This window comes from Streptomyces stoeckheimensis (assembly GCF_045822005.1).
Lineage (GTDB): Bacteria > Actinomycetota > Actinomycetes > Streptomycetales > Streptomycetaceae > Streptomyces > Streptomyces stoeckheimensis.
The window spans coordinates 2808111-2827787 of the sequence record NZ_CP169550.1; the positions used below are offsets into that span (position 1 = coordinate 2808111).

Sequence of the window (19677 nt, forward strand, 5' to 3'; positions counted from 1 at the left end):
GGTGTTGCTCCCACCGTACGGCGGGGAACGGAATACGTGGATCTCGGTCTCGCCATACGAGCGAGCGAGAAACGGACGGGCGGGCCACGACCGGGCCGGTGTCACCGGCCCGGCGGGCTCAGGCGCTGCGGTCGAGCGCGCGCAGGCTGCGGTCCGTGATGGACCGTCCGCCGCGCCCTATGGCGATCGTGCCGGACTGGACGAGCTCCTTGATGCCGAAGGGCTCCAGCATCTTGAGCATCGCGCCCAGCTTGTCGGTGCCGCCGGTGGCCTCGATGGTGACGGCCTCCGGGGAGACGTCGACGGTCTTGGCGCGGAACAGCTGGACGATCTCGACGATCTGCGAGCGCGTCTCGTTGTCGGCGCGGACCTTCACCAGAACGAGTTCGCGCTCGATGGCGTTGTGCTGCTCCAGCTCGACGATCTTGAGCACGTTGACCAGCTTGTTGAGCTGCTTGGTCACCTGCTCCAGCGGGAGGTCCTCGACGTTCACGACGATGGTGATGCGCGAGATGTCGGGGTGCTCGGTGACACCGACCGCGAGGGAGTCGATGTTGAACCCGCGTCGGGAGAACAGCGCGGCGATCCGGGCGAGGATGCCGGGCGTGTTCTCGACCAGGACGGAGAGCGTGTGCTTGGACATGTGAGTCGTTCTCTCTCTCGGGCTCTCTCGGCTCAGTCGTCTTCGTTGTCGCCGAAGTCGGGGCGGACGCCCCGGGCGGCCATGACCTCGTCGTTCGAGGTGCCGGCAGCGACCATCGGCCACACCATGGCGTCCTCGTGGACGATGAAGTCGACGACGACCGGGCGGTCGTTGATCGCGTTGGCCTCGGCGATGACCTTGTCCAGGTCGGCCGGGTCCTCGCAGCGCAGCGCCACGCAGCCCATGGCCTCGGACAGCTTGACGAAGTCCGGGACGCGGGTGCCCATGCGGGGGGCGGCCGACTCGCCGAGCTGGGAGCCGACGGCCGTGTCGGTGCCCGTCTCGCCCGCGTGCAGGACGGTGTTGGAGTACCGCTGGTTGTAGAACAGGGTCTGCCACTGGCGGACCATGCCCAGCGCACCGTTGTTGATGATCGCGACCTTGATCGGGATGTTGTTCAGGGCACAGGTGGCCAGTTCCTGATTGGTCATCTGGAAGCAGCCGTCGCCGTCGATCGCCCAGACGGTGCGCTCCGGCATGCCGACCTTGGCGCCCATCGCGGCGGGGACCGCGTAGCCCATGGTTCCGGCGCCGCCGGAGTTCAGCCAGGTGCGGGGCTCCTCGTAGTTCACGAAGTGCGAGGCCCACATCTGGTGCTGGCCGACGCCGGCCGCGTAGATGGTGCCCTGCGGTGCCAGCTGGCCGATCCGCTCGATGACCTGCTGGGGGGAGAGCGTGCCGTCCTCGGGCAGGTCGTAGCCCAGCGGGTAGGTGTCGCGCCAGCGGTTGAGGTCCGTCCACCAGGCGGTGTAGTCGCCGGTGTTGCCCTCGTTGGCCTCGGCCTGGACGGCCTGGATCAGGTCGGCGATGACCTCGCGGGCGTCACCGACGATCGGGACGTCCACGGCGCGGTTCTTGCCGATCTCCGCCGGGTCGATGTCCGCGTGGATGACCTTGGCGAAGGGGGCGAAGCTGTCCAGCTTGCCGGTGACGCGGTCGTCGAAGCGGGTGCCGAGGGCGATCAGCAGGTCCGACTTCTGGAGCGCGGTCACGGCGGTGACGGCACCGTGCATGCCGGGCATGCCGACGTTCTGCGGGTGGCTGTCCGGGATGGAGCCCAGGGCCATCAGGGTGGTGACGACCGGGACGCCGGTGAGCTCGGCGAGGACCTTCAGCTCGGCGGTCGCGCCGGCCTTCATGACGCCGCCGCCGACGTAGAGGACCGGCCGCTTGGCGGCGGCGATCATCTTGGCGGCCTCGCGGATCTGCTTGGCGTGCGGCTTGGTGACCGGCCGGTAGCCGGGGAGGTCCTGGGCGGGCGGCCACGAGAACGTGGTCTTCGCCTGCAGGGCGTCCTTGGCGATGTCGACCAGGACCGGGCCGGGGCGGCCGGTGGAGGCGATGTGGAAGGCCTCGGCGATGGTCCGGGCGATGTCCTCGGCCTTGGTGACCAGGAAGTTGTGCTTGGTGATCGGCATCGTGATGCCGACGATGTCCGCTTCCTGGAAGGCGTCGGTGCCGATCGCCTTCGAGGAGACCTGGCCGGTGATCGCGACGAGCGGCACGGAGTCCATGTGCGCGTCGGCGATCGGCGTCACCAGGTTCGTGGCCCCCGGACCGGAGGTGGCCATACAGACGCCGACCTTTCCGGTGGCCTGCGCGTAGCCGGTCGCGGCGTGGCCGGCGCCCTGCTCGTGGCGGACCAGGATGTGGCGGACCTTCTTGGAGTCCATCAGCGGGTCGTACGCGGGGAGGATGCAGCCTCCCGGAATGCCGAAGACGGTGTCGCACCCCACCTCTTCGAGAGAGCGGATGAGGGACTGCGCACCCGTGACGTGCTCAACTGCGGCGGTCTGGTGTCCGCCGGTACGGGCCCGCGGCTGCGGATGGTGGGCCCCGGTGGCCTGCTCGGTCATCGGCATTCTCTTCTCGAAGCTGAGGGTTTTACGAGGAGGGTTTTACGAGATTCGGCGTTGCCAGTGCAACAAAAAACCCCTCGTGCCGGGAGGCAAGCGAGGGGAGCGCGTCGGGTGCGTTGAGCGGGGACATGCTGGTCCCTGCTTCAGCCGACGCGCTTTCCAAGTACGAGAATTCGGGTGCGCATGGCATTGACCCTCCCTCCGGCGGGAGGGTGATGTCAAGCGGGTGGGACGGGCGTCTCATTATGTGAGCCTCTGTGGATAACCATCGAGCCCCCTGGGGAACCACCGGCCAACGCGGGTTGGGCCTCGCCGCCCGGTACTGGGAACGTACCGCGCACGAGCGCTCGCCGCAGCCTGTACTCGTCCAGAGGTCCGGAGAAGGCCATTCCCTGCCCGTGGGTACAGCCCATCGCGCGCAGTGCCATGACCTGCTCGGGGAGGTCCACCCCCTCCGCCACCGACTGCATGCCGAGGTCGTTTGCGATCCGCAACAAACCTGCGGTGATCTTGTGGAGCCGGGGGGATTCCACGACCCCCTCGACCAGGCCCCGGTCGAGCTTGAGCATGTCCACGGGGAGCCGGCGCAGCGCGCTGATGGCCGCGTAACCGCTGCCGAAGCCGTCCAGGGCGATCAGGACCCCGAGCCGGCGCAGCGCCGCCAGACGGCGCTCCAGGTCGTCGAAGGGCACCCTGGGGTCGGAGACGGCGAGCTCCAGGACGAGCGCGCCCGACGGCAGCCCGTTGCGGGCCAGCAGGGCTTCCACGGAGCCCAGCGGCATCGACCGGTCGAGCAGCCGCTGCGCGGTCATCCGTACGGCCACGGGGACGTCGTGCCCGGCCCGGTGGCGCTCGGCGGCCTGCCCGACGGCCTCCGCCAGCAGCCAGCGCCCCAGCTCGGCGGTGCGCGAGGCGTCCGGTACGGCCGTCCGGGTGGTGGACCCGCCCTCGCCGGCCCCTCCCTCGCTATACGCGGCGACCCGCAGGAACTCGGCGGGGGTGAACAGGATCCCCTGCGCGGAACGCCACCGGGCCTGCGCCACCACGGCCGAGATCTCCCCCGAGGCCAGGGAAACCACGGGCTGGTGCAGCAGGGCGAACTCCCCGTCGTGCAGCGCGGTGCGCAGGCGGCCCGCCAGCTCCGCCTTGCGGACGACTTCGGCCTGCATCTGGGGCGCGTACATCTCGACCCGGTCCTTGCCGCCCGCCTTGGCCCGGTACATCGCGAGATCCGCGTTGCGCATCAGGTCCGAAGGGGTGATGTCGGGATCCGCGAAGGCCACGCCGATGCTGGCTGCGACCCTGACCTCGCTCCCGGCGATCCGGTAGGGCTGCGAGAGGGTGGTGCGCAGCCGGTCGGCGATCTCGTGGACCTGGTACTCGCGGGCGCTGCGGTCGCGGCTGCCGTCGCCCAGGATCAGGGCGGCGAACTCGTCGCCGCCGAGGCGGGCCGCGGTGTCCCCGGCCCGGACCGAGTCCTGGAGCCTGCGGGCGGCCTCGATGAGCAGTTCGTCGCCGGCCTGGTGGCCGATGGTGTCGTTGACCGCTTTGAAGCCGTCGAGGTCGATGAACAGCACGGCGGTGCTGTGGTCCCCGGCCCGCCGGCCGGTGAGCGCCTGGCGGACCCGGCGGGTGAACAGGGCCCGGTTGGGGAGGTCGGTGAGCGGGTCGTGCTCGGCGCTGTGCTGGAGCTGCGCCTGGAGCCGGACCCGCTCGGTGACGTCGCGGCTGTTCAGGATCAGGCCGCCCTGGTGGCGGTTGACGGTGGACTCCACATTGAGCCACTCGCCGCCACCCGATCTGAACCGGCACTCGATGCGGGTGGTCGGCTCCTCGGCGGGCGGTGCGGCCAGGAAGCGGCGCACCTCGTGGACGACGCGGCCCAGGTCCTCGGGGTGGATCAGGGTGGCCAGCTCGGTGCCGACCAGCTCTTCCGCCTCGCGGCCGTAGACCCCGGCGGCGGCGGGGCTGACGTAGCGCAGGGTCCCGGTGGGGGCGGCGATCATGATGACGTCGCTGGAGCCCTGGACCAGGGAGCGGAAGTGGTTCTCCTTCTGGGCCAGTTCCTGGGTCAGGGCGATGTTGTCGAGCAGCATGATGCCCTGGCGGATCACCAGGGCGAGCACGACCGTGCAGCCGGTGAAGACGACGACCCGGTCGACCTTCCGGCCGTCCACCACGTTGTACAGGATGCCCAGGGTGCAGACGGCCGCCGCGAGGTACGGGGTGAGGGCGGGCAGGGAGCCCGTGATCGGGCGGCTGTGCGGCCGCTCGGCGCGCGCGTGCGCGACGGGGTCGGGGCCGGGGTGCAGGCGGCGGGCGCCCCAGGGGGCGTACGCCAGGAGGAGCGAGCCGGCGAACCAGCCGGCGTCGAGGAGCTGGCCCGACTGGTACTCGGCGCTGAGCAGCGGCGAGGTGAACAGTGCGTCGCTCAGCACGGTCAGGGCGAGGGCCGCGATGGCGGTGTTCACGGCGGAGCGGTTGGTCTCGGAGCGGCGGAAGTGCAGCACCAGCACCATCGAGACGAGCGCGATGTCCAGGAGCGGGTAGGCCAGCGAGAGGGCCGCGCGCGGGACGCTGCCGGGGGCTCCGGACTGGGCGGTGCGCGCGGCGTGCGCGAGGGCCAGGCTCCAGGAGAGGGTGAGCAGGGAGCCGCCGATGAGCCAGGAGTCGAGGCCGAGGCAGACCCAGCCGGCCCTGGTGACCGGGCGCTTCGCGAGGACGAGCAGGCCCACGATGGCGGGCGGCGCGAAGCAGAGGAAGGCGAAGTCGGCGAGGGAGGGCTTCGGCACGGCCTCACCGAGGACCACCTCGTACCAGCCCCAGACGGCGTTGCCGCAGCAGCCCATGAGCGAGGAGAACGCGAACAGCAGCCAGGCCGGGCGCTCCCGGCTGTCAATGGCCCGGGCGTAGGTGAAGCAGGAGACGGCGGCCAGCAGGCCGGCGGCGCTGAGCCCGAAGTCGCCCATGATCTCGGCGAGTTCCTCGGAGCCCCAGCCGAGCGCGGCGCCCACGGCGTACCCGCTGCTGACCACCGCGAGGAGGAGCTGCATCGCCAGCCCCTTCGAGCTGCCGCCATCGCTGCCGGCGAGGGGCCGGCGGGTCAGCAGCGCCGCCCCCGGGGTGCTCACCGGTCCCCCTCGCTGGCTGGTTCCGGCGCAGTCCAGTCCCGGCACCGTCGCCTCCGGCGGCTTCGCCGCATCGGATCCTTCGTCCATTGGCCGTGCATCGCCCGTCGCCCCCCAAAGTGTCCGATCACTCCCCAGCGCCAGACGTTCGTGGCGCAGCCCCTTGTTCCGGACGATACACCACTTTCGTCACTCAGGGACATAGTTTCTCTACGCTCCGTCACCAACAGGGGAGTTGTGTCCACCGAGCGCATCCGGACGAACGCGGAGCGTGCGCACCGCACGTCATTCCGTGATCAACACCGTGTTCCCCACGGGCTCTCCGGCGGCGAAGGCGCGGAGCTGACGGGCCACCAGACGCTTGGCCCGCGGCTCGAACGCGGAGCTGCTGCCGCCCACATGGGGCGTGATCAGGACACCCGGAGCATGCCAGAGCGGATGGCCTGAAGGCAGCGGTTCCGGATCGGTGACGTCCAGCGCGGCGCGCAGCCGGCCCGACTCCACCTCCGCCAGAAGGGACTTGGTGTCGACGACGGGTCCGCGGGCCACGTTCACGAGCAGCGCGCCGTCCTTCATCCGGCCGAGGAACTCGGCGCCGGCGAGCCCCCTCGTCTCCTCGGTGAGCGGTGTGGAAAGGATCACCACGTCGGCCGCGGGCAGGAGTTGGGGCAGTTCGTCGAGGGCGTGCACCGGCCCGCGCGCCGTGGTGCGCGCCGTCCGCGCGACCCGGACGATCCGCTCGCACTCGAAGGGCGCGAGCCGGTCCTCGATGGCCGCGCCGACCGCTCCGTAGCCGATGATCAGTACGGACTTGTCCGCGAGGGCCTCGTAGAACCCGAAGCGCCACTCCTCGCGGTCCTGGCCGCGCACCATGCCGGGGATCCCGCGCAGGGAGGCCAGGACGAGGGTGAGGGCGAGCTCGGCGGTGCTCGCGTCGTGGACCCCCTTGGCGTTGCACAGCCGGACGCCGGGGGCCAGGTCGCCGAGGCCGCCCAGGACGTGATCGACCCCCGCGGTCAGGGTCTGGACGACCCGCAGGCGGGGCATCTGCGGCAGCGGGCGCAGGGTGACGGCCGGGGACTTCATGTACGGGGTGACGTAGAAGACGCAGGCCGCCGGATCGGCGGGGAAGTCCTCCTCGCCGTCCCAGTGGCGGTAGCGGAAGGAATCGGGCAGCCCATCGATCTCCTCGGCGGGGAAGGGGAGCCAAACGTCGAGGGTCTCGGGCATCTCTGCAGTCATGATCAGGAGGCTATGCCAGGGGATCCGGATCGAGCCGTTAGTTTGTGTGCCGGAAACGGGAGGCCCACCGAGGCCTGGGGAGGACCAGGGGGGACACCGGGTGGAGCGCAGGTCGATCGGGGCGGGGGCGCTGACGGTGGGTGCCGTCGGCCTCGGCTGCATGCCGATGAGCGGGGCGTACGCGCCTTCGCGCAAGCGGCGCGAGGACTCGCTGGACACCCTGCACACGGCCCTCGACCTGGGGGCGAACCTGCTCGACACCGCCGATCTGTACGGCCCGTACACCAACGAGCTGCTGCTCGGCCGGGTGCTGCGCGAGCGCCGCTCCGACGCCTTCGTGTCCGCGAAGGCGGGGCTGCGGGCCGACGGGGTGCACGTGGTGGCCGACGGGCGCCCGGGGTACCTGCGGCGGGCCTGCGACGCCTCGCTGCGGCGGCTGCGCACCGACGTCATAGACCTCTACCAGCTGCACCGGGTGGACCCGGACGTGCCGGTCGAGGAGTCCTGGGGCGCGATGGCGGAGCTGGTGGGCGCGGGGAAGGTGCGGGCGCTGGGCTTCTGCGCGCTGGGGGCGGGCGCCGGGCCGGGTGCGGGGCCGCGCGGGGACCGGGCCTACGCGGCGACCGTACGGCACCTGGAGCGGGCGCAGCAGGTGTTCCCGGTGAGCGCGGTGCAGGCGGAGCTGTCGGTGTGGTCGCCGCAGGCGGCGTGGCGACTGCTGCCGTGGTGCGCGGCGCGGGGGGTGGGGTTCCTGGCGGCGATGCCGCTGGGGAGCGGGTTCCTGACCGGGACGCTGGTCCCGGGCGAGGGGTTCGAGCCCGAGGACGTACGGGCCAGGCATCCGCGGTTCACGGCGTACGCGATGGCGGCGAACCAGGTGCTCGTGGCGGGGCTGCGCCGGGTCGCCCGGCGGCACGGGGCGGAGGTCACGGCGGCGCAGGTGGCGCTGGCGTGGGTGCTGGCTCAGGGTCCGCAGGTGGTTCCGGTGCCGGGAACCGGGCAGGCGCACCGGGCGGCGGAGAACGCGCGGGCCGCGGAGGTGCGGCTGACCGCCGAGGACCTGGTGGAGCTGTCGGAGCTGCCGGTGCCGATGGGAGCCTGAACCACTCGATCGAGTGTACGAGTGGCGGAACTTGGGGCATGGTCTGCGCTGTTGAGTCGTGTGAGGGCACGATCGGAGGACCGGAGGGGAGTACGGCGATGCGACACGGACACGACCGGGGACACGAGCAGGGCCACGAGCAGGGGCCGGGGTGGGCCCAGGGGCCCGACCAGGACCGGGTGCGGAGCCGGGCGGGGCTGCCGCCGCGTTCCTACGCCGGCCCGCGCGCCCGGGCCCGTGGGGCGCTGGCGGCATTCGCCCTGGCCGGATGCGGGGCGCTGCTGGCGGCGGGGTGCTCGCCGCCGGCGGGCACCGGAGCCCGGCCGAGCGATGCGCCACCGGGCACGGCGGCCGGATCCTCGCCGCCGGGCGCCTCGGGCGCACCGTCCGCCTCCGCCTCCGCGGCTGCCTCCGCACCGCCCGCCAAGGGCAGGGTGACGGTGACCGGCGTGGCCGCCCAGGGCCTGGAGTCCCCGTGGGGCGTGGCTCCGCTGCCCGACGGGAACCTGCTGGTGGCCTCGCGGGACAAGGGCACGATCAGCCGGGTCGACGTGGGCACGGGGGCGGTGACCCCGGTCGGCAAGGTGCCCGGGGTGGCCCCGGGCGGCGAGGGCGGGCTGCTGGGCCTGGCCCTGTCCCCTTCCTTCGCCTCGGACCGCATGGTGTACGCCTACTTCACCACCGAGTCCGACAACCGCATCGCCCGGCTGCGCTATGACGAGAAGAGACCGGCGGGCGATCAACTGGGCGCGCCCGACACGGTGTTCAGGGGCATCCCCAAGGGGCTCATCCACAACGGCGGACGGATCGCCTTCGGCCCGGACAAGATGCTCTACGCCGGGACGGGCGAGACCGGGCAGACCGGACTGGCCCAGGACAAGACGTCGCTGGGCGGGAAGATCCTGCGGATGACCCCGGACGGCGATCCGGTGCACGGCAATCCGGAGGCCGACTCGGTCGTCTACTCGTACGGGCACCGCAATGTGCAGGGACTCGCCTGGGACAAGGACAAACGGCTGTGGGCGGCCGAGTTCGGCCAGAACACCTGGGACGAGCTCAATCTGATCGAGCCCGGCGCGAACTACGGCTGGCCCGAGGCCGAGGGCAAGGCCGGCAAGCCGGGGATGCGCGACCCGGTGGCCGTGTGGAAGACGGACGAGGCCTCGCCGAGCGGGATCGCCTGGGCCCAGGGCTCCATCTGGATGGCCGGACTGAAGGGGCAGCGGCTCTGGCGGATCCCGCTGGCCGGGGCGGTCCCGGTGGCGGAGCCCGAGGCGTTCCTGTCGGGCGAGTACGGCCGGCTGCGCACCGTGGTGGCCCTCGGTGGGGACAAGGTGCTGCTGGTCACGAGCGAGACGGACGGGCGCGGGTCGCCGGAAGCCGGCGACGACAGGATCCTGACACTGACGGTGGAATGACCGGCGGGCCCCGGCGGGGGAACGAAAGGCACGGTGGACGCGGTGTTCAACATGATCGAGGAGCTGTTCGGTCCGGGGCGCAAACACACGGACGAGGAGAAGAAGCGGCTGGAGCTTTCCCGGATCGACGTGAATGACGGCGACCCGGGAAAGGGTCCGATAGACCTGGACTCCGGCAAGGTGCTCATACGCACCAAGGAGCACCCGGCGGCGTAGGCCCAGGCGTAGGGCTACGCCTGGGCCACGGGGCCGAAGAGCCGGAGCCGGTGAGCCAGCGCGGCGGCCTCTCCGCGGCCGGCCACCCCCAGCTTCGCCAGGATGTTCGAGACGTGCACGCTCGCCGTCTTCGGGGAGATGAAGAGCTCCTCGGCGATCTGGCGGTTGGTGTGCCCCACCGCGACCAGGCGCAGCACGTCCCGTTCGCGGCTGGTCAGGCCCAGCGCCTCGACCGGGTCGACGCCCGGCCCGAGCAGGCCCTTGGGGGTGTCCACGGGCGTGAGCGGGAGCCTGGCGCGCTGTGCGAGCAGGGCCAGGTCCTCGCGGAGCCTGCGGGCGCCCAGCTGTTCGGCGGTGGCGTAGGACTCGTGGAGCAGCCCGGCTGCGGCCTCGCGGTCCCCGCCGGCCGCCAGCAGGGCCTCCATGAGCCGGTACTGGGCCCTGGCGAGCAGGTACGGGCGCTCCAGGGGGCGTACGGCCGCTTCCACGGCCGTCCAGTCCCCGACGGTGTCCCGGGCCTCCGCACGCAGCAGCTCGGCCCTGAGGTACTCCGCATGGGCGGTCCACACCGGGACCGGGGTGGCCAGTTTCCGGGCGGCGTCGCGCAGCGCCGTCAGGGCCTCCTCGCGGCCGGCCTCGGCGGCGGGCAGGCCCCGGGCGTCGGCTTCGGCCGAGGCGGCGGCGAGCAGCATCGGCCAGGCGTAGCGGTGGTTGCCGAGCGGGAAGCCGTGCTCGATGGCCGTGGCCACCTCGCTGCGGACGTCGGCTATCCGGCCCTCCCCCGCGGCCACGCCGATCGCGAGGCGGAACAGCGGGATCCGGTGCTGGGGCTGACCCTCGTGGGATCCGAAGTGGGTGCGGGCGGCGGTGAGCTGGGCCGCGGCCTCGGTGAGTTCGCCGCGGGCCAGGGCCAGGTAGGCCAGCCGTACGACGGCCGCGGCGCGCGGGGCGGCGCTGCTGACGAGGGTCAGGGTGCGCCGGGCCTGCGTCGCGGCCTCCTCCCACCGGCCGAGGCTGTACAAGCTCTCCGCCAGGTTCCCCCGGATGTAGGCCTCGGAGTCCATCAGGTGGGAGTTCTTGACCAGTTCGGCGCCTTCTTCGGCCAGGTCCACGGCTTCGCCGGACCGGCCCAGGCATTCCAGATGGGAGGTGAGGTTCACGTGCGCACGTCCCACCAGCATGCCGAGGCCGAGTTCGGCGGCCCGCTCCTTGACCGCGAGCATCTCGGCGAGGCCGCGCTCGGGTTCCCCCGAGTCGACGAGCAGGCTGCCGACGGTGATCCGGGCGTTGAGTTCGGTGTCCTCGGCGCCGACCATCCGCGCGTACTCCACGGCGCGTTCGGCGGCGACCAGGTTGTCGGGCCCCGGCTTGTGGAGCATGCCCCAGCTCGCGGCCCGGACCAGGACGTCGGCGTGCACCTGGGACGGGGGCAGCCCGCGGACGAGCTCCTGCGCCTTGGCGAGCTCCGCCCAGCCGTCGCCACGGGCGAGGCCGGCGATCATCCGGGAGCGTTCGGTCCAGAACCAGGCGGCCCGCAGCGGGTCGTGGCCGTCCTCCAGCAGCCGCAGGGCCGTCTTGGTCAGCTTCAGCGCGCGTTCGCGCTCGCCGCCGAAGCGGGCCGCGACGGTGGCTTCGGCCAGCAGGTCGAGGTGTTGCAGCGGAGTGGTCGCCGGGTCGCAGCCGCAGGGCGGGTAGACCTCGGTGTAGTCCGCCGGGCGCAGTTCGGCCCGTACGTCCTCCGGTACGGCCTCCCACAGGTCCATGGCCCGCTCCAGCAGGCGCAGCTGCTCGGAGTAGGCGTGCCGGCGCCGGGCGGCCACCGAGGCCGCGAGCACGGCGGGCAGGGCCTTGACCGCGTCGTTGGCGTAGTACCAGTAGGTGGCGAGGCGGATGACCCGCTCCTCGGCGCGGATGAGCGTGTCGTCCTGCTCGAGCTCCTCGGCGTAGCGGCGGTTGACGCGGGCGCGCTCGCCGGGCAGCAGGTCGTCGGAGACGGCCTCGCGGACCAGGGAGTGGCGGAAGCGGTAGCCGTCGCCGTCCGAGGTGGCCAGGAGGATGTTGGCGCCGACGGCCGAGCGCAGGGCCTCGATCAGTTCGTCCTCGGTGAGCCGGGTGACGGCACGCAGCAGGGCGTATTCCACCGTGGAACCGCCCTCGGCGACGATGCGCACGACGCGCTGCGCGGCGTCCGGGAGGACTTCGACGCGGACGAGGAGCAGGTCGCGCAGGGATTCGGTGAGGCCGGTGGAACAGCCGCTGGCGCGGGAGGCGACGAGTTCCTCGACGAAGAAGGCATTGCCGTCCGAGCGGTCGAAGACCGATTCGACGAAGTCCTCGTCGGGCTGCGAGGCCAGGATCCCGGCGAGCTGGCGGCGTACTTCGGCCCGGTTGAAGCGGGACAGTTCGATGCGCTGGACGGTGCGCAGCCGGTCGAGTTCGGCGAGGAGCGGGCGCAGCGGGTGGCGGCGGTGGACGTCGTCGGCGCGGTAGGTGGCGACGACGACGAGGCGGCCGCTGCCGAGCGCGCGGAAGAGGTAGGAGAGCAGGTGCCGGGTGGAGGTGTCCGCCCAGTGCAGGTCTTCCAGGACGAGGACGACGGTGCGGTCGGCGGCGAGGCGTTCCAGCATCCGGGCCGTCAGTTCGAAGAGCCGGGCGGTGCTCTCCTCGTCGTGGGGGCCGCGCGGGGTCTCGCCCAGTTCGGGGAGGATGCGCGCGAGTTCGTCCTCCTGGCCGACGGCGGCTGCGGCCAGTTCGTCGGGGAGCAGGCGGTGCAGAGTGCGCAGGGCAGTCGAAAACGGGGCGAAGGGAAGCCCCTCCGCCCCGATCTCCACACAGCCTCCGACGGCCACGACCGCGCCGCGGCGGTCGGCCTCGCAGAGGAACTCCTCGGTGAGGCGGGTCTTTCCGACCCCGGCCTCGCCGCCTATGAGCAGTGCCTGCGGCTCCTGGCCGGCGGCGCGCGTCAGGGCGTCGGTGAGTACGGCCAGTTCGTCGGCGCGGCCGACGAACACCGGGCTGACAGATCTGGTCTCCACGCCGCCGAGCATCGCACAGAGGCCCTGCTCGTCGGCACTGGATATCGGTGCGCTTCTCATCACGTGCCGGTTCGCACGGTCTCGCGACGCGGGTTACGCGGCGCGGGTGAACCGGCCGCGGTGTCCACTCACCGACCCCTCCGGTTCCTGGCTCCGGGAGAAGAGGCGGCGGGCCTTCTTCGCTTCCCGGACCAGACGGTAGGCGTCGGCCTCGCGGATGAGGTCTTCGCGGCGGGCGGTGGCGATCTCGTACTCGAACATCTTGTGCTCCCTGGTTTGCGTTTCTCCGACACCTCGTTCGGTGTGATCCAAGATTCGCGCCCCAGGGGGTACCGGCACATCGGGAGCATGCCGCATCTGCACGGGCCGGGGGGCCTTAGGCCGGGACCCGGGGTCCCTGAGGCGGCCTAAGGCAGTGCCTAGGCGAGCCCGCCGGGGACCGGCGAACGGCCTAGGCGGGCCGCCGTGCGGCGGCGTACGGACTAGGCGGCGGGGGCCACCGGGAGGGAGAGGACGTACATGAACGCGAAGGCGAGCACGCCGATGGCGGCGACGACGACGGCGGCCCAGGACACGGAGCGGACCCATGCCGGGAGGGTGCGGCCGGGGGCGCCGAAGGCCGGGCGGGCCAGCACGAACACGGCGATGAGCAGCGCGATCGTCGACAGGACGCCGTTGACCAGGGCGGTCATGTGCCAGGCGTTGCCGTACAGCGCCTCGATCTTGTCCGCGGTGGTGGTGGCGTTGGCCGAGCTGATCTGACCCTTGAGGGTCTCCCGCTCGCCTATGACGCGGGAGGTCCAGCTGCCGCTGAGGGCGACCAGGCCGAGACCGGCGGCGACGATCGCGGAGGCTCCGGAGGCGACACCACTGCTCTGCTCCTCGTCGGCAGCGGCCTCGAACTCGTCGAGCCCGTCGAGGTCGTCGAGGTCGGTGGCGAGCTCCTCGCCCGGGGCCTCCTCGGTGGCGGCGGTGTCCGCGGCGGCCGGGGCGGGGGTCTCGTCGGTGGCGGCCTTCTTCAGGTCGGCCGGGGAGTCCGCCTCGGGAGCGGTCGGGGCGGGGGTCTTGGTGGTGTCCATGCGGGGCACCGTAGGCGGCTTTTCTGAGAGGTTCCTGAGAATCCGGCCGGGCAGCGTGCAGCGCACCGCCCCGGCCCCCCGGAGGACTCGGGGCGGGGCGATGGCGGGTGGGTGCGGGGGTGGTTACGCGGGGCGGGCCGCGGGCCACTCGTCGGCGAGGATCGCCCAGACCTCGGTGTCCTGGCGGACGCCCCGGTGCGAGTAGTTCTGGCGCATGACGCCTTCGCGGGTCATGCCGAGGCGCTCGGCCACGGCGAGGCTCTTCTTGTTGCCTGAGGCGGCGTGCCATTCGATGCGGTGCATGCCGCGCTCGCCGAAGGCGTAGTCGATCAGCACCCGGCAGGCCTTCGTGACCAGGCCGCGGCCGGCCGCGGCGGGCTCCAGCCAGCAGCCGATCTCACAGTTGCCCGACGCCGCGTCGAACGCCGGGAAGAGCACTCCGCCCACGAGGGTGCCGCCCTGCCGGATCCCGAAGAACCGCGCTCCGTCCTCCCCCGCCGTGAGGGCGTACTTGGCCAGCAGGGCGCGGGCGGACTCCAAGTCGGTGGACCGGTCGGGGAAGCCGACGTACCGGCCGATGAACTCGCGTCCGCGTTCGATGTGGGCGAAGAACTCCTCCGCGTGCCGGGCTTCCAGCGGGAACAGCTGGGCGTCGTCGGCGAGGTCTATCGAGAACATGCGCGTTCTTCCTTGGGTATCGGGCGGCGGGTGGCCGGATCACCGGGAGCTGGTCGCGGGCTCGGCCGGGTCCTCGCTCGTGGCGGGGTCCGCGCCGGGCCGCTGCAGGGGAAGTTTCGCATGCGGGCGGCGTTCCGGGGGCTCGATGCTGATCTTCGGGAGCCGGCGGTCCAGCCAGGCCGGCAGCCACCAGTTGGCTCCGCCGAGCAGGTGCATCAGGGCCGGGACGAGGAGGGTCCGCAGGACGAAGGCGTCCAGGGCCACGGCCGCGGCGAGCGCGATGCCGAACATGGCGATGATCCGGTCGCCGCTGAGCACGAAGGCCAGGAAGACGGAGATCATGATGACGGCCGCCGAGTTGATCACCCGGCTGGTCTCGGCGAGGCCGACGCGCACGGCCCGCTTGTTGTCCCCCGTCTCCAGCCACTCCTCGTACATCCGGCTGACCAGGAAGACCTGGTAGTCCATGGACAGCCCGAAGAGCACCGAGACCATGATCACGGGGAGGAAGGGCTCGATCGGCCCCGCGCTGCCCAGCCCGAGCGGCTCGCTGCCCCAGCCCCACTGGAAGATCGCGACGACGACTCCGAAGGAGGAGGCGACGGCGGCCACGTTCATGGCGGCCGCCTTGACCGGGATGCCTATGGAGCGGAAGGCCAGCAGCAGGAGCACGCAGCCGAGCGCGATGACCACGCCGACGAAGAGGGGCAGCTTGCCGACGATGACCTCGGCGAAGTCGTCGTACCCGGCCGTCACGCCGCCGACGTGGACCTGCATGGAGTTGTCGTGGCCGGCGCGCGGGATGACGTCCTCGCGCAGCCTGTCGACCAGCTCGCTCGTGGCCCGGGACTGCGGGGAGGAGTCCGGTACGACCGTGACGACGGCGGTGTCGCCGCTGCGGTTGAAGACCGCCGGTCCGGCGGCGGCCACGCCCTTGGTCGTACGGATCGACTCGGTCAGCGCGTCCACGGCGACCCGGTCGCCGGCCCCGCCGAGGCGGGCGACCACGGTCAGCGGGCCGTTCACGCCCGGTCCGAAGCCCTCCGCGAGCAGGTCGTAGGCCTTGCGGGTGGTGGACGTGGCCGGGTTGTTGCCCTGGTCGGAGGTGCCGAGGTGGAGGGAGAGCGTGGGCAGCGCCAGCACCACCATGACCGCGGCGGCGACCAGGCCGAGCAGCTTCGGGTGACGCTCGACGAAGCCCGACCAGCGGGCGGCGAAGCCGGTCACCGCCTCGGGCAGCGGCCCCTCCGCGGCCAGCTTGCGGCGCTCGCGGCGGGACAGCGCGCGCATGCCGATGTACGAGAGGAGCGCGGGCAGCAGGGTCACCGAGGCGGCGACGGTCAGGACCACGGTGAGGGAGGCGGCGATGGCGACGCCGTTGAGGAAGCCCAGCCGGAGCACCAGCATGCCGAGCAGCGCGATGCAGACGGTGGCCCCGGCGAAGACCACGGCCCGGCCGGTCGTGGCGACGGCGCTCTCGGCGGCTTCCGCGACCGGGAGACCGCGTTTGAGGCCCTTGCGGTGGCGGGTGACGATGAACAGCGCGTAGTCGATGCCCACCCCGAGACCCACGAGGGTGCCGAGCATCGGCGCGAAGTCGGCGACCGGCATCGTGTGGCCGAGGAGGGTGATGCCGAAGTAGGCGGTGCCCACGCTGACCAGGGCGGTCGCAATGGGCAGCAGACTCGCGGCCAGCGACCCGAAGGCCAGGAACAGCACCACCGCGGCGATGGCCACACCGATGACCTCGGCGAGGTGCGCGGAGGGGGCTTCGGTGAGGTCTATGGCACGCCCGCCGAGCTCGACCTGGAGCCCGTCGGCCTGCGTCGTCGGGTTCCGCGCGGCGTCGACGACGGCCTTCGCCTCACCCTTCGGCACCGAGTCGGCCTGCCGGTCGAAGGTGACCACCGCGTAGGCGGTGCGCCCGTCGGCGCTGATCCGGGCCCCGCTGTCGGGCCCGGGACCGTAGGGACCCGCCACCGATCCGACACCGGGCAGCCCGGCTATGGAGTCGAGGGCCCGCGTCATCCGCTCCTGCACGGCCGGCGTCCGCACGCTCTGCCCGTCCGGAGCCCGCCACACGATGGTGTCGGTATCGCCGCCCTGCCCGTGGAATCCCTCCCGCAGCAGGGCGTGCGCCTTGGCGGACTCCGTGCCGGGGACCTCGTAGTCGTTGGAGAACGCCGCCCCGGCCCCGACCGCGGCAGCGGCGGTCCCGCCGAAGGCGAGGAGCCAGATCAGAACGGCAACGAGTCGGTGCCGCATGCACCAGCGTGCGAGGGCTGACAACGGACGGGCTCCCTGGTGGTTCGGATCTTTACCGGGGACGGCCCGTCGGAAAGAACGCGTGAACACTGAAAACTGAACGCTGGGCGTCTGGAATTTTGGTCGCGTGGTTGGTCTGCAGGTCTACACCTCAACGATCGCAGCGTCGCGTGATCGTTGGCGGCCTTCGTGGGCAGCGTCACAGGTGTGCGGCCAGGTGCGGGACCATGGTCACACCGGCTTCGGAGCGGAGGTCCGGCCGGACTGGTCGTCGGACTCTGCTTCGGGCTCTTCGTCGGCCCGGTAGCCCGGCAGCGAAGGCCACCGCACGGTGAGCACCACCGAGTCCTCCTCCGCGTACCAGGAGTGGTCGACTCCGCGTCCCCAGACGACGTAGTCCCCCTGTTCGGCCAGTACGACGTTCCGGCCGGGGAACTCCAGCCGGAACCGGCCGCTGATCAGCACCTGCAACGCCGTACGGGACTCCCCGCGGACCCAGCTCGCCCGCTCCTCACCCTTGGGGTGCACGCCCCACTTGATCTCCACGTCCTCGCTGTAGCGGGGATCGCCGGGCTCCTTGAAGTGCCCCAGCAGCCAGCCCCGGTCGACGGCGGCATCGGGGGTGGCCTTGCCGGTGTAGACGGAGGGGCGGGTGGGGGTGGGGGTGGGGTCGCTCACGGGGTGAGGCTAATGCAGTTGTCGGACCCGTCCGGCGGCTGGTGAGCTGGCCGGATGACTATGGATCCGAATGACCTGCTGAAGGTGCGCGCCGAGTTCGACTCCGTGATGCGACGGGAGGCCCTGCCCGACACCAGTGACGCGCGCGTGGAGCGGGCGGGCGCGGTCGTACGGCAGATCGTGCCCGGATCCGGAGGGAACATGGTGCTCTGGTCGGACCTCGACGAGCACACCGCGGATGCGGTGATCGCGGAGCAGGTGGCGTACTTCACGGAGCTGGCCGCTCGGGGCGAGGTCCCGTCGGCGGAGTTCGAGTGGAAGCTGTACGGCCACGACCGCCCCGCCGACCTCGGAGACCGGCTGCGCGCGGCCGGCTTCGTGGCGGAGCCCGCGGAGACGCTCCTGGTGGGACGGGTGACAGACCTCGCCACCCTGTCGGTGGAGCCGCCGGAGGGCATCACCCTGCGGGTGGTGACCGACGAGGAGGGCGTGGACCTGATGATGGAGGCCCACCGCCACGCCTTCGGCGCGGATCGCCCCCGCATCAAGGACCTGATGCTGAACCTGCTGAGGGACGAGCCGGACACCATCGAAGCCGTCGTCGCGATGGCGGGCGACACCCCGGTGAGCGCGGCCCGGATGGAGATGCGCCCGGGGAGCCCCTTCGCGGGCCTGTGGGGTGGCGGCACGGTCCCGGAATGGCGAGGCCACGGCATCTACCGCCTCCTGGTGGCCCACCGCGCCCGCGTGGCGGCGGACCGGGGCATCCGCTACCTCCAGGTCGACGCAACGGAGGACAGCCGCCCGATCCTGGAACGGCTGGGCTTCGACGTGTTGGGGGTCACGGTGCCTTGGGTTTGGGAGGGGTAGGGCGGTGCCGGGGTGAGGTGGGGTGGTCGGGGCCACCCCCAGCCCCCACCCCCGCCCCGACCACCCCCACCCCCCTACGCCGCCAGCTCGATCCCCCTCCGGGTCAGCTTCAGCGTGTACACCGTGTCCTTGCTGAGCAGGCGGCTCACGCCCGTGGCCAGGGCCACTGCCAGCATGAAGGGGGCCGTCAGGGTGTACTCGCCCGTCAGTTCCACCATGATGACCACCGCCGTGACCGGGGCGCGGGCGCTGCCTGCGAAGACGGCTGCCATGCCGACCAGTGCGAAGGCGGGGGCGTTGGCCGGGGAGGTCAGCAGGCCGAAGGCGGCGCCCAGGGTGGCTCCGATGAAGAGGGACGGGGCGAAGACTCCGCCCGAGCCGCCGATGCCCATCGTGGTGCTCGTCGCCAGGATCTTGCCCAGCATCAGGAGCAGCAGCAGGCCCAGGGCGTACTTCCCGTGGACCGCGCCCTCCAGGACGGGGTAGCCGACTCCGTACATCTGGGGCAGCGCCAGGAGGATCAGGCCGAGGAGCAGCCCGCCCACCGCCGGGCGCAGCCATTCCGGGCCGCGCCACAGCCGGTCGCACAGGTCCTCGGCCGCGTAGAGGAAGCGCGTGAAACCGATCCCGACGGTTCCTGCGAGGACTCCGAGGGCCGCGAAGAGCAGGTACTGCCCGGGGCTTCCCGCGTGCATCGCCTCCAGGGCCAGGAACGGCCGGTCGCCGAACACCGCGCGGGCGATGGCGCAGGCCGTGACGGAGGCGAGGGCGAGGTACCCGAAGGTGCGGGAGGACCAGCGGCGGAGGATGAGTTCTTGTCCGAACACCACCCCGGCGAGCGGGGCGTTGAAGGTCGCCGCGATGCCGCCGGCCGCGCCGCAGGCGAGGAGCAGTTTGGTGTGCTCCTCGTTGGACTTCAGCAGCCGCCCGAGGGTGGAGCCGAGTGCCGCGCCGATCTGGACGATGGGGCCTTCGCGGCCGACGGAGCCGCCGCCGCCTATGCAGAGGGCGGAGGCGAGGGATTTGACGGCGGCGACGCGGCCCTTGATCTGCCCGCCGTCGTGGGCGACGGCCAGCATGACCTCGGGGACCCCGTGCCCCCGGGCCTCGCGGGCGTAGCGGTGGACGAGCGGGCCGTAGACGAGGCCGGCGGCGACGGGGGCGAGCAGGACGAAGTACGGCCCGAGGAGGCGTGCGCCGGGATGGGCGGCGTGACCGGCGGCCGCATAGTCGGCGTGGCCGGAGAGCAGCTCCGACGCCCCGATCACCATCCACCGGAAGAGCACGGCTCCGACGCCCGCTCCGATCCCGATGAGCAGCACGGGACCGAGGCTCTTGAGCTGGGAGATGCCGGTGATACCAGTGAGACGGGTGATTTGGGTGGAACTTTGCGGCATATGTTCA

The 19677-nt window shown here is 72.0% G+C and carries 14 protein-coding genes and 1 pseudogene; 4 read left to right on the forward strand and 11 right to left on the reverse strand.

Annotated elements, in window-relative coordinates:
• Positions 1 to 118: 118 nt before the first annotated feature.
• The 4 genes from ilvN to ACE1OC_RS12595 all read right to left on the reverse strand — a co-directional run bounded on the left by ilvN (position 119) and on the right by ACE1OC_RS12595 (position 6932).
• Entirely contained in the window at positions 119 to 643 is a 525-nt protein-coding gene (gene ilvN, locus ACE1OC_RS12580; protein WP_053677671.1) for an acetolactate synthase small subunit, read from the reverse strand.
• Between the two features lie 32 nt (positions 644 to 675).
• Complete coding sequence (locus ACE1OC_RS12585; protein WP_407837088.1) at positions 676 to 2565, reverse strand: acetolactate synthase large subunit; 1890 nt, start codon at positions 2563 to 2565, stop codon at positions 676 to 678.
• 215 nt (positions 2566 to 2780) lie between these two features.
• The gene (locus ACE1OC_RS12590) at positions 2781 to 5693 is read right to left on the reverse strand and encodes a putative bifunctional diguanylate cyclase/phosphodiesterase (protein WP_407837089.1); all 2913 of its coding nucleotides are present in this window, start codon (positions 5691 to 5693) and stop codon (positions 2781 to 2783) included.
• A 282-nt stretch (positions 5694 to 5975) separates the two neighbouring features.
• On the reverse strand, positions 5976 to 6932 hold the full coding sequence (locus tag ACE1OC_RS12595; RefSeq protein WP_407837090.1) for a 2-hydroxyacid dehydrogenase: 957 nt from the start codon (positions 6930 to 6932) through the stop codon (positions 5976 to 5978).
• A 100-nt stretch (positions 6933 to 7032) separates the two neighbouring features.
• Between ACE1OC_RS12595 and ACE1OC_RS12600 the strand changes: the two genes are divergently transcribed.
• The 3 genes from ACE1OC_RS12600 to ACE1OC_RS12610 all read left to right on the forward strand — a co-directional run bounded on the left by ACE1OC_RS12600 (position 7033) and on the right by ACE1OC_RS12610 (position 9668).
• Positions 7033 to 8034, forward strand: coding sequence for an aldo/keto reductase (locus tag ACE1OC_RS12600; RefSeq protein ID WP_407837091.1), 1002 nt, complete (start codon positions 7033 to 7035; stop codon positions 8032 to 8034).
• Positions 8035 to 8132: 98 nt separating this feature from the next.
• Positions 8133 to 9452, forward strand: coding sequence for a PQQ-dependent sugar dehydrogenase (locus ACE1OC_RS12605; RefSeq protein WP_407837092.1), 1320 nt, complete (start codon positions 8133 to 8135; stop codon positions 9450 to 9452).
• A 51-nt stretch (positions 9453 to 9503) separates the two neighbouring features.
• Positions 9504 to 9668 carry a DUF6191 domain-containing protein gene (locus ACE1OC_RS12610; RefSeq protein WP_407841542.1) on the forward strand — a complete coding sequence of 55 codons (165 nt, stop codon included), beginning with the start codon at positions 9504 to 9506 and terminating at the stop codon, positions 9666 to 9668.
• A 14-nt stretch (positions 9669 to 9682) separates the two neighbouring features.
• On the opposite strand, the gene ACE1OC_RS12615 is transcribed toward ACE1OC_RS12610, so the two are convergent.
• The 6 genes from ACE1OC_RS12615 to ACE1OC_RS12640 all read right to left on the reverse strand — a co-directional run bounded on the left by ACE1OC_RS12615 (position 9683) and on the right by ACE1OC_RS12640 (position 17403).
• Positions 9683 to 12715, reverse strand: a complete 3033-nt coding sequence (locus ACE1OC_RS12615; RefSeq protein ID WP_407841543.1) for a helix-turn-helix transcriptional regulator — start codon at positions 12713 to 12715, stop codon at positions 9683 to 9685.
• Positions 12716 to 12796: 81 nt separating this feature from the next.
• Complete coding sequence (locus ACE1OC_RS12620) at positions 12797 to 12964, reverse strand: hypothetical protein (protein WP_382980376.1); 168 nt, start codon at positions 12962 to 12964, stop codon at positions 12797 to 12799.
• A gap of 221 nt (positions 12965 to 13185) precedes the next feature.
• Positions 13186 to 13782 carry a hypothetical protein gene (locus ACE1OC_RS12625; RefSeq protein WP_407837093.1) on the reverse strand — a complete coding sequence of 199 codons (597 nt, stop codon included), beginning with the start codon at positions 13780 to 13782 and terminating at the stop codon, positions 13186 to 13188.
• 123 nt (positions 13783 to 13905) lie between these two features.
• Positions 13906 to 14460: a GNAT family N-acetyltransferase gene (locus ACE1OC_RS12630; protein ID WP_407837094.1), complete on the reverse strand. Its 555-nt coding sequence runs from the start codon at positions 14458 to 14460 to the stop codon at positions 13906 to 13908.
• Positions 14461 to 14499: 39 nt separating this feature from the next.
• Positions 14500 to 16749 carry an MMPL family transporter gene (locus ACE1OC_RS12635; RefSeq protein ID WP_407837095.1) on the reverse strand — a complete coding sequence of 750 codons (2250 nt, stop codon included), beginning with the start codon at positions 16747 to 16749 and terminating at the stop codon, positions 14500 to 14502.
• Between the two features lie 207 nt (positions 16750 to 16956).
• Entirely contained in the window at positions 16957 to 17403 is a 447-nt protein-coding gene (locus ACE1OC_RS12640; RefSeq protein WP_407837096.1) for a signal peptidase I, read from the reverse strand.
• A 60-nt stretch (positions 17404 to 17463) separates the two neighbouring features.
• Here ACE1OC_RS12640 and ACE1OC_RS12645 point away from each other — a divergent pair, with 60 nt between their 5' ends.
• A complete protein-coding gene (locus ACE1OC_RS12645) occupies positions 17464 to 18273 on the forward strand; it encodes a GNAT family N-acetyltransferase (RefSeq protein WP_382980527.1) in 810 nt (269 codons plus the stop codon).
• 83 nt (positions 18274 to 18356) lie between these two features.
• On the opposite strand, the pseudogene ACE1OC_RS12650 reads toward ACE1OC_RS12645, so the two are convergent.
• Positions 18357 to 19544, reverse strand: a pseudogene (locus ACE1OC_RS12650) (chloride channel protein); the annotation flags it as partial.
• Positions 19545 to 19677: the final 133 nt, after the last annotated feature.

Coding starts and splice junctions, on each gene's coding strand:
- ilvN (WP_053677671.1), bottom strand. CDS start 643: ATGTCCAAGCACACGCTCTCCGTCCTGGTCGAGAACACGCCCGGCATC.
- ACE1OC_RS12585 (WP_407837088.1), bottom strand. CDS start 2,565: ATGCCGATGACCGAGCAGGCCACCGGGGCCCACCATCCGCAGCCGCGG.
- ACE1OC_RS12595 (WP_407837090.1), bottom strand. CDS start 6,932: ATGACTGCAGAGATGCCCGAGACCCTCGACGTTTGGCTCCCCTTCCCC.
- ACE1OC_RS12605 (WP_407837092.1), top strand. CDS start 8,133: ATGCGACACGGACACGACCGGGGACACGAGCAGGGCCACGAGCAGGGG.
- ACE1OC_RS12610 (WP_407841542.1), top strand. CDS start 9,504: ATGATCGAGGAGCTGTTCGGTCCGGGGCGCAAACACACGGACGAGGAG.
- ACE1OC_RS12615 (WP_407841543.1), bottom strand. CDS start 12,715: ATGCTCGGCGGCGTGGAGACCAGATCTGTCAGCCCGGTGTTCGTCGGC.
- ACE1OC_RS12620 (WP_382980376.1), bottom strand. CDS start 12,964: ATGTTCGAGTACGAGATCGCCACCGCCCGCCGCGAAGACCTCATCCGC.
- ACE1OC_RS12625 (WP_407837093.1), bottom strand. CDS start 13,782: ATGGACACCACCAAGACCCCCGCCCCGACCGCTCCCGAGGCGGACTCC.
- ACE1OC_RS12630 (WP_407837094.1), bottom strand. CDS start 14,460: ATGTTCTCGATAGACCTCGCCGACGACGCCCAGCTGTTCCCGCTGGAA.
- ACE1OC_RS12645 (WP_382980527.1), top strand. CDS start 17,464: ATGGATCCGAATGACCTGCTGAAGGTGCGCGCCGAGTTCGACTCCGTG.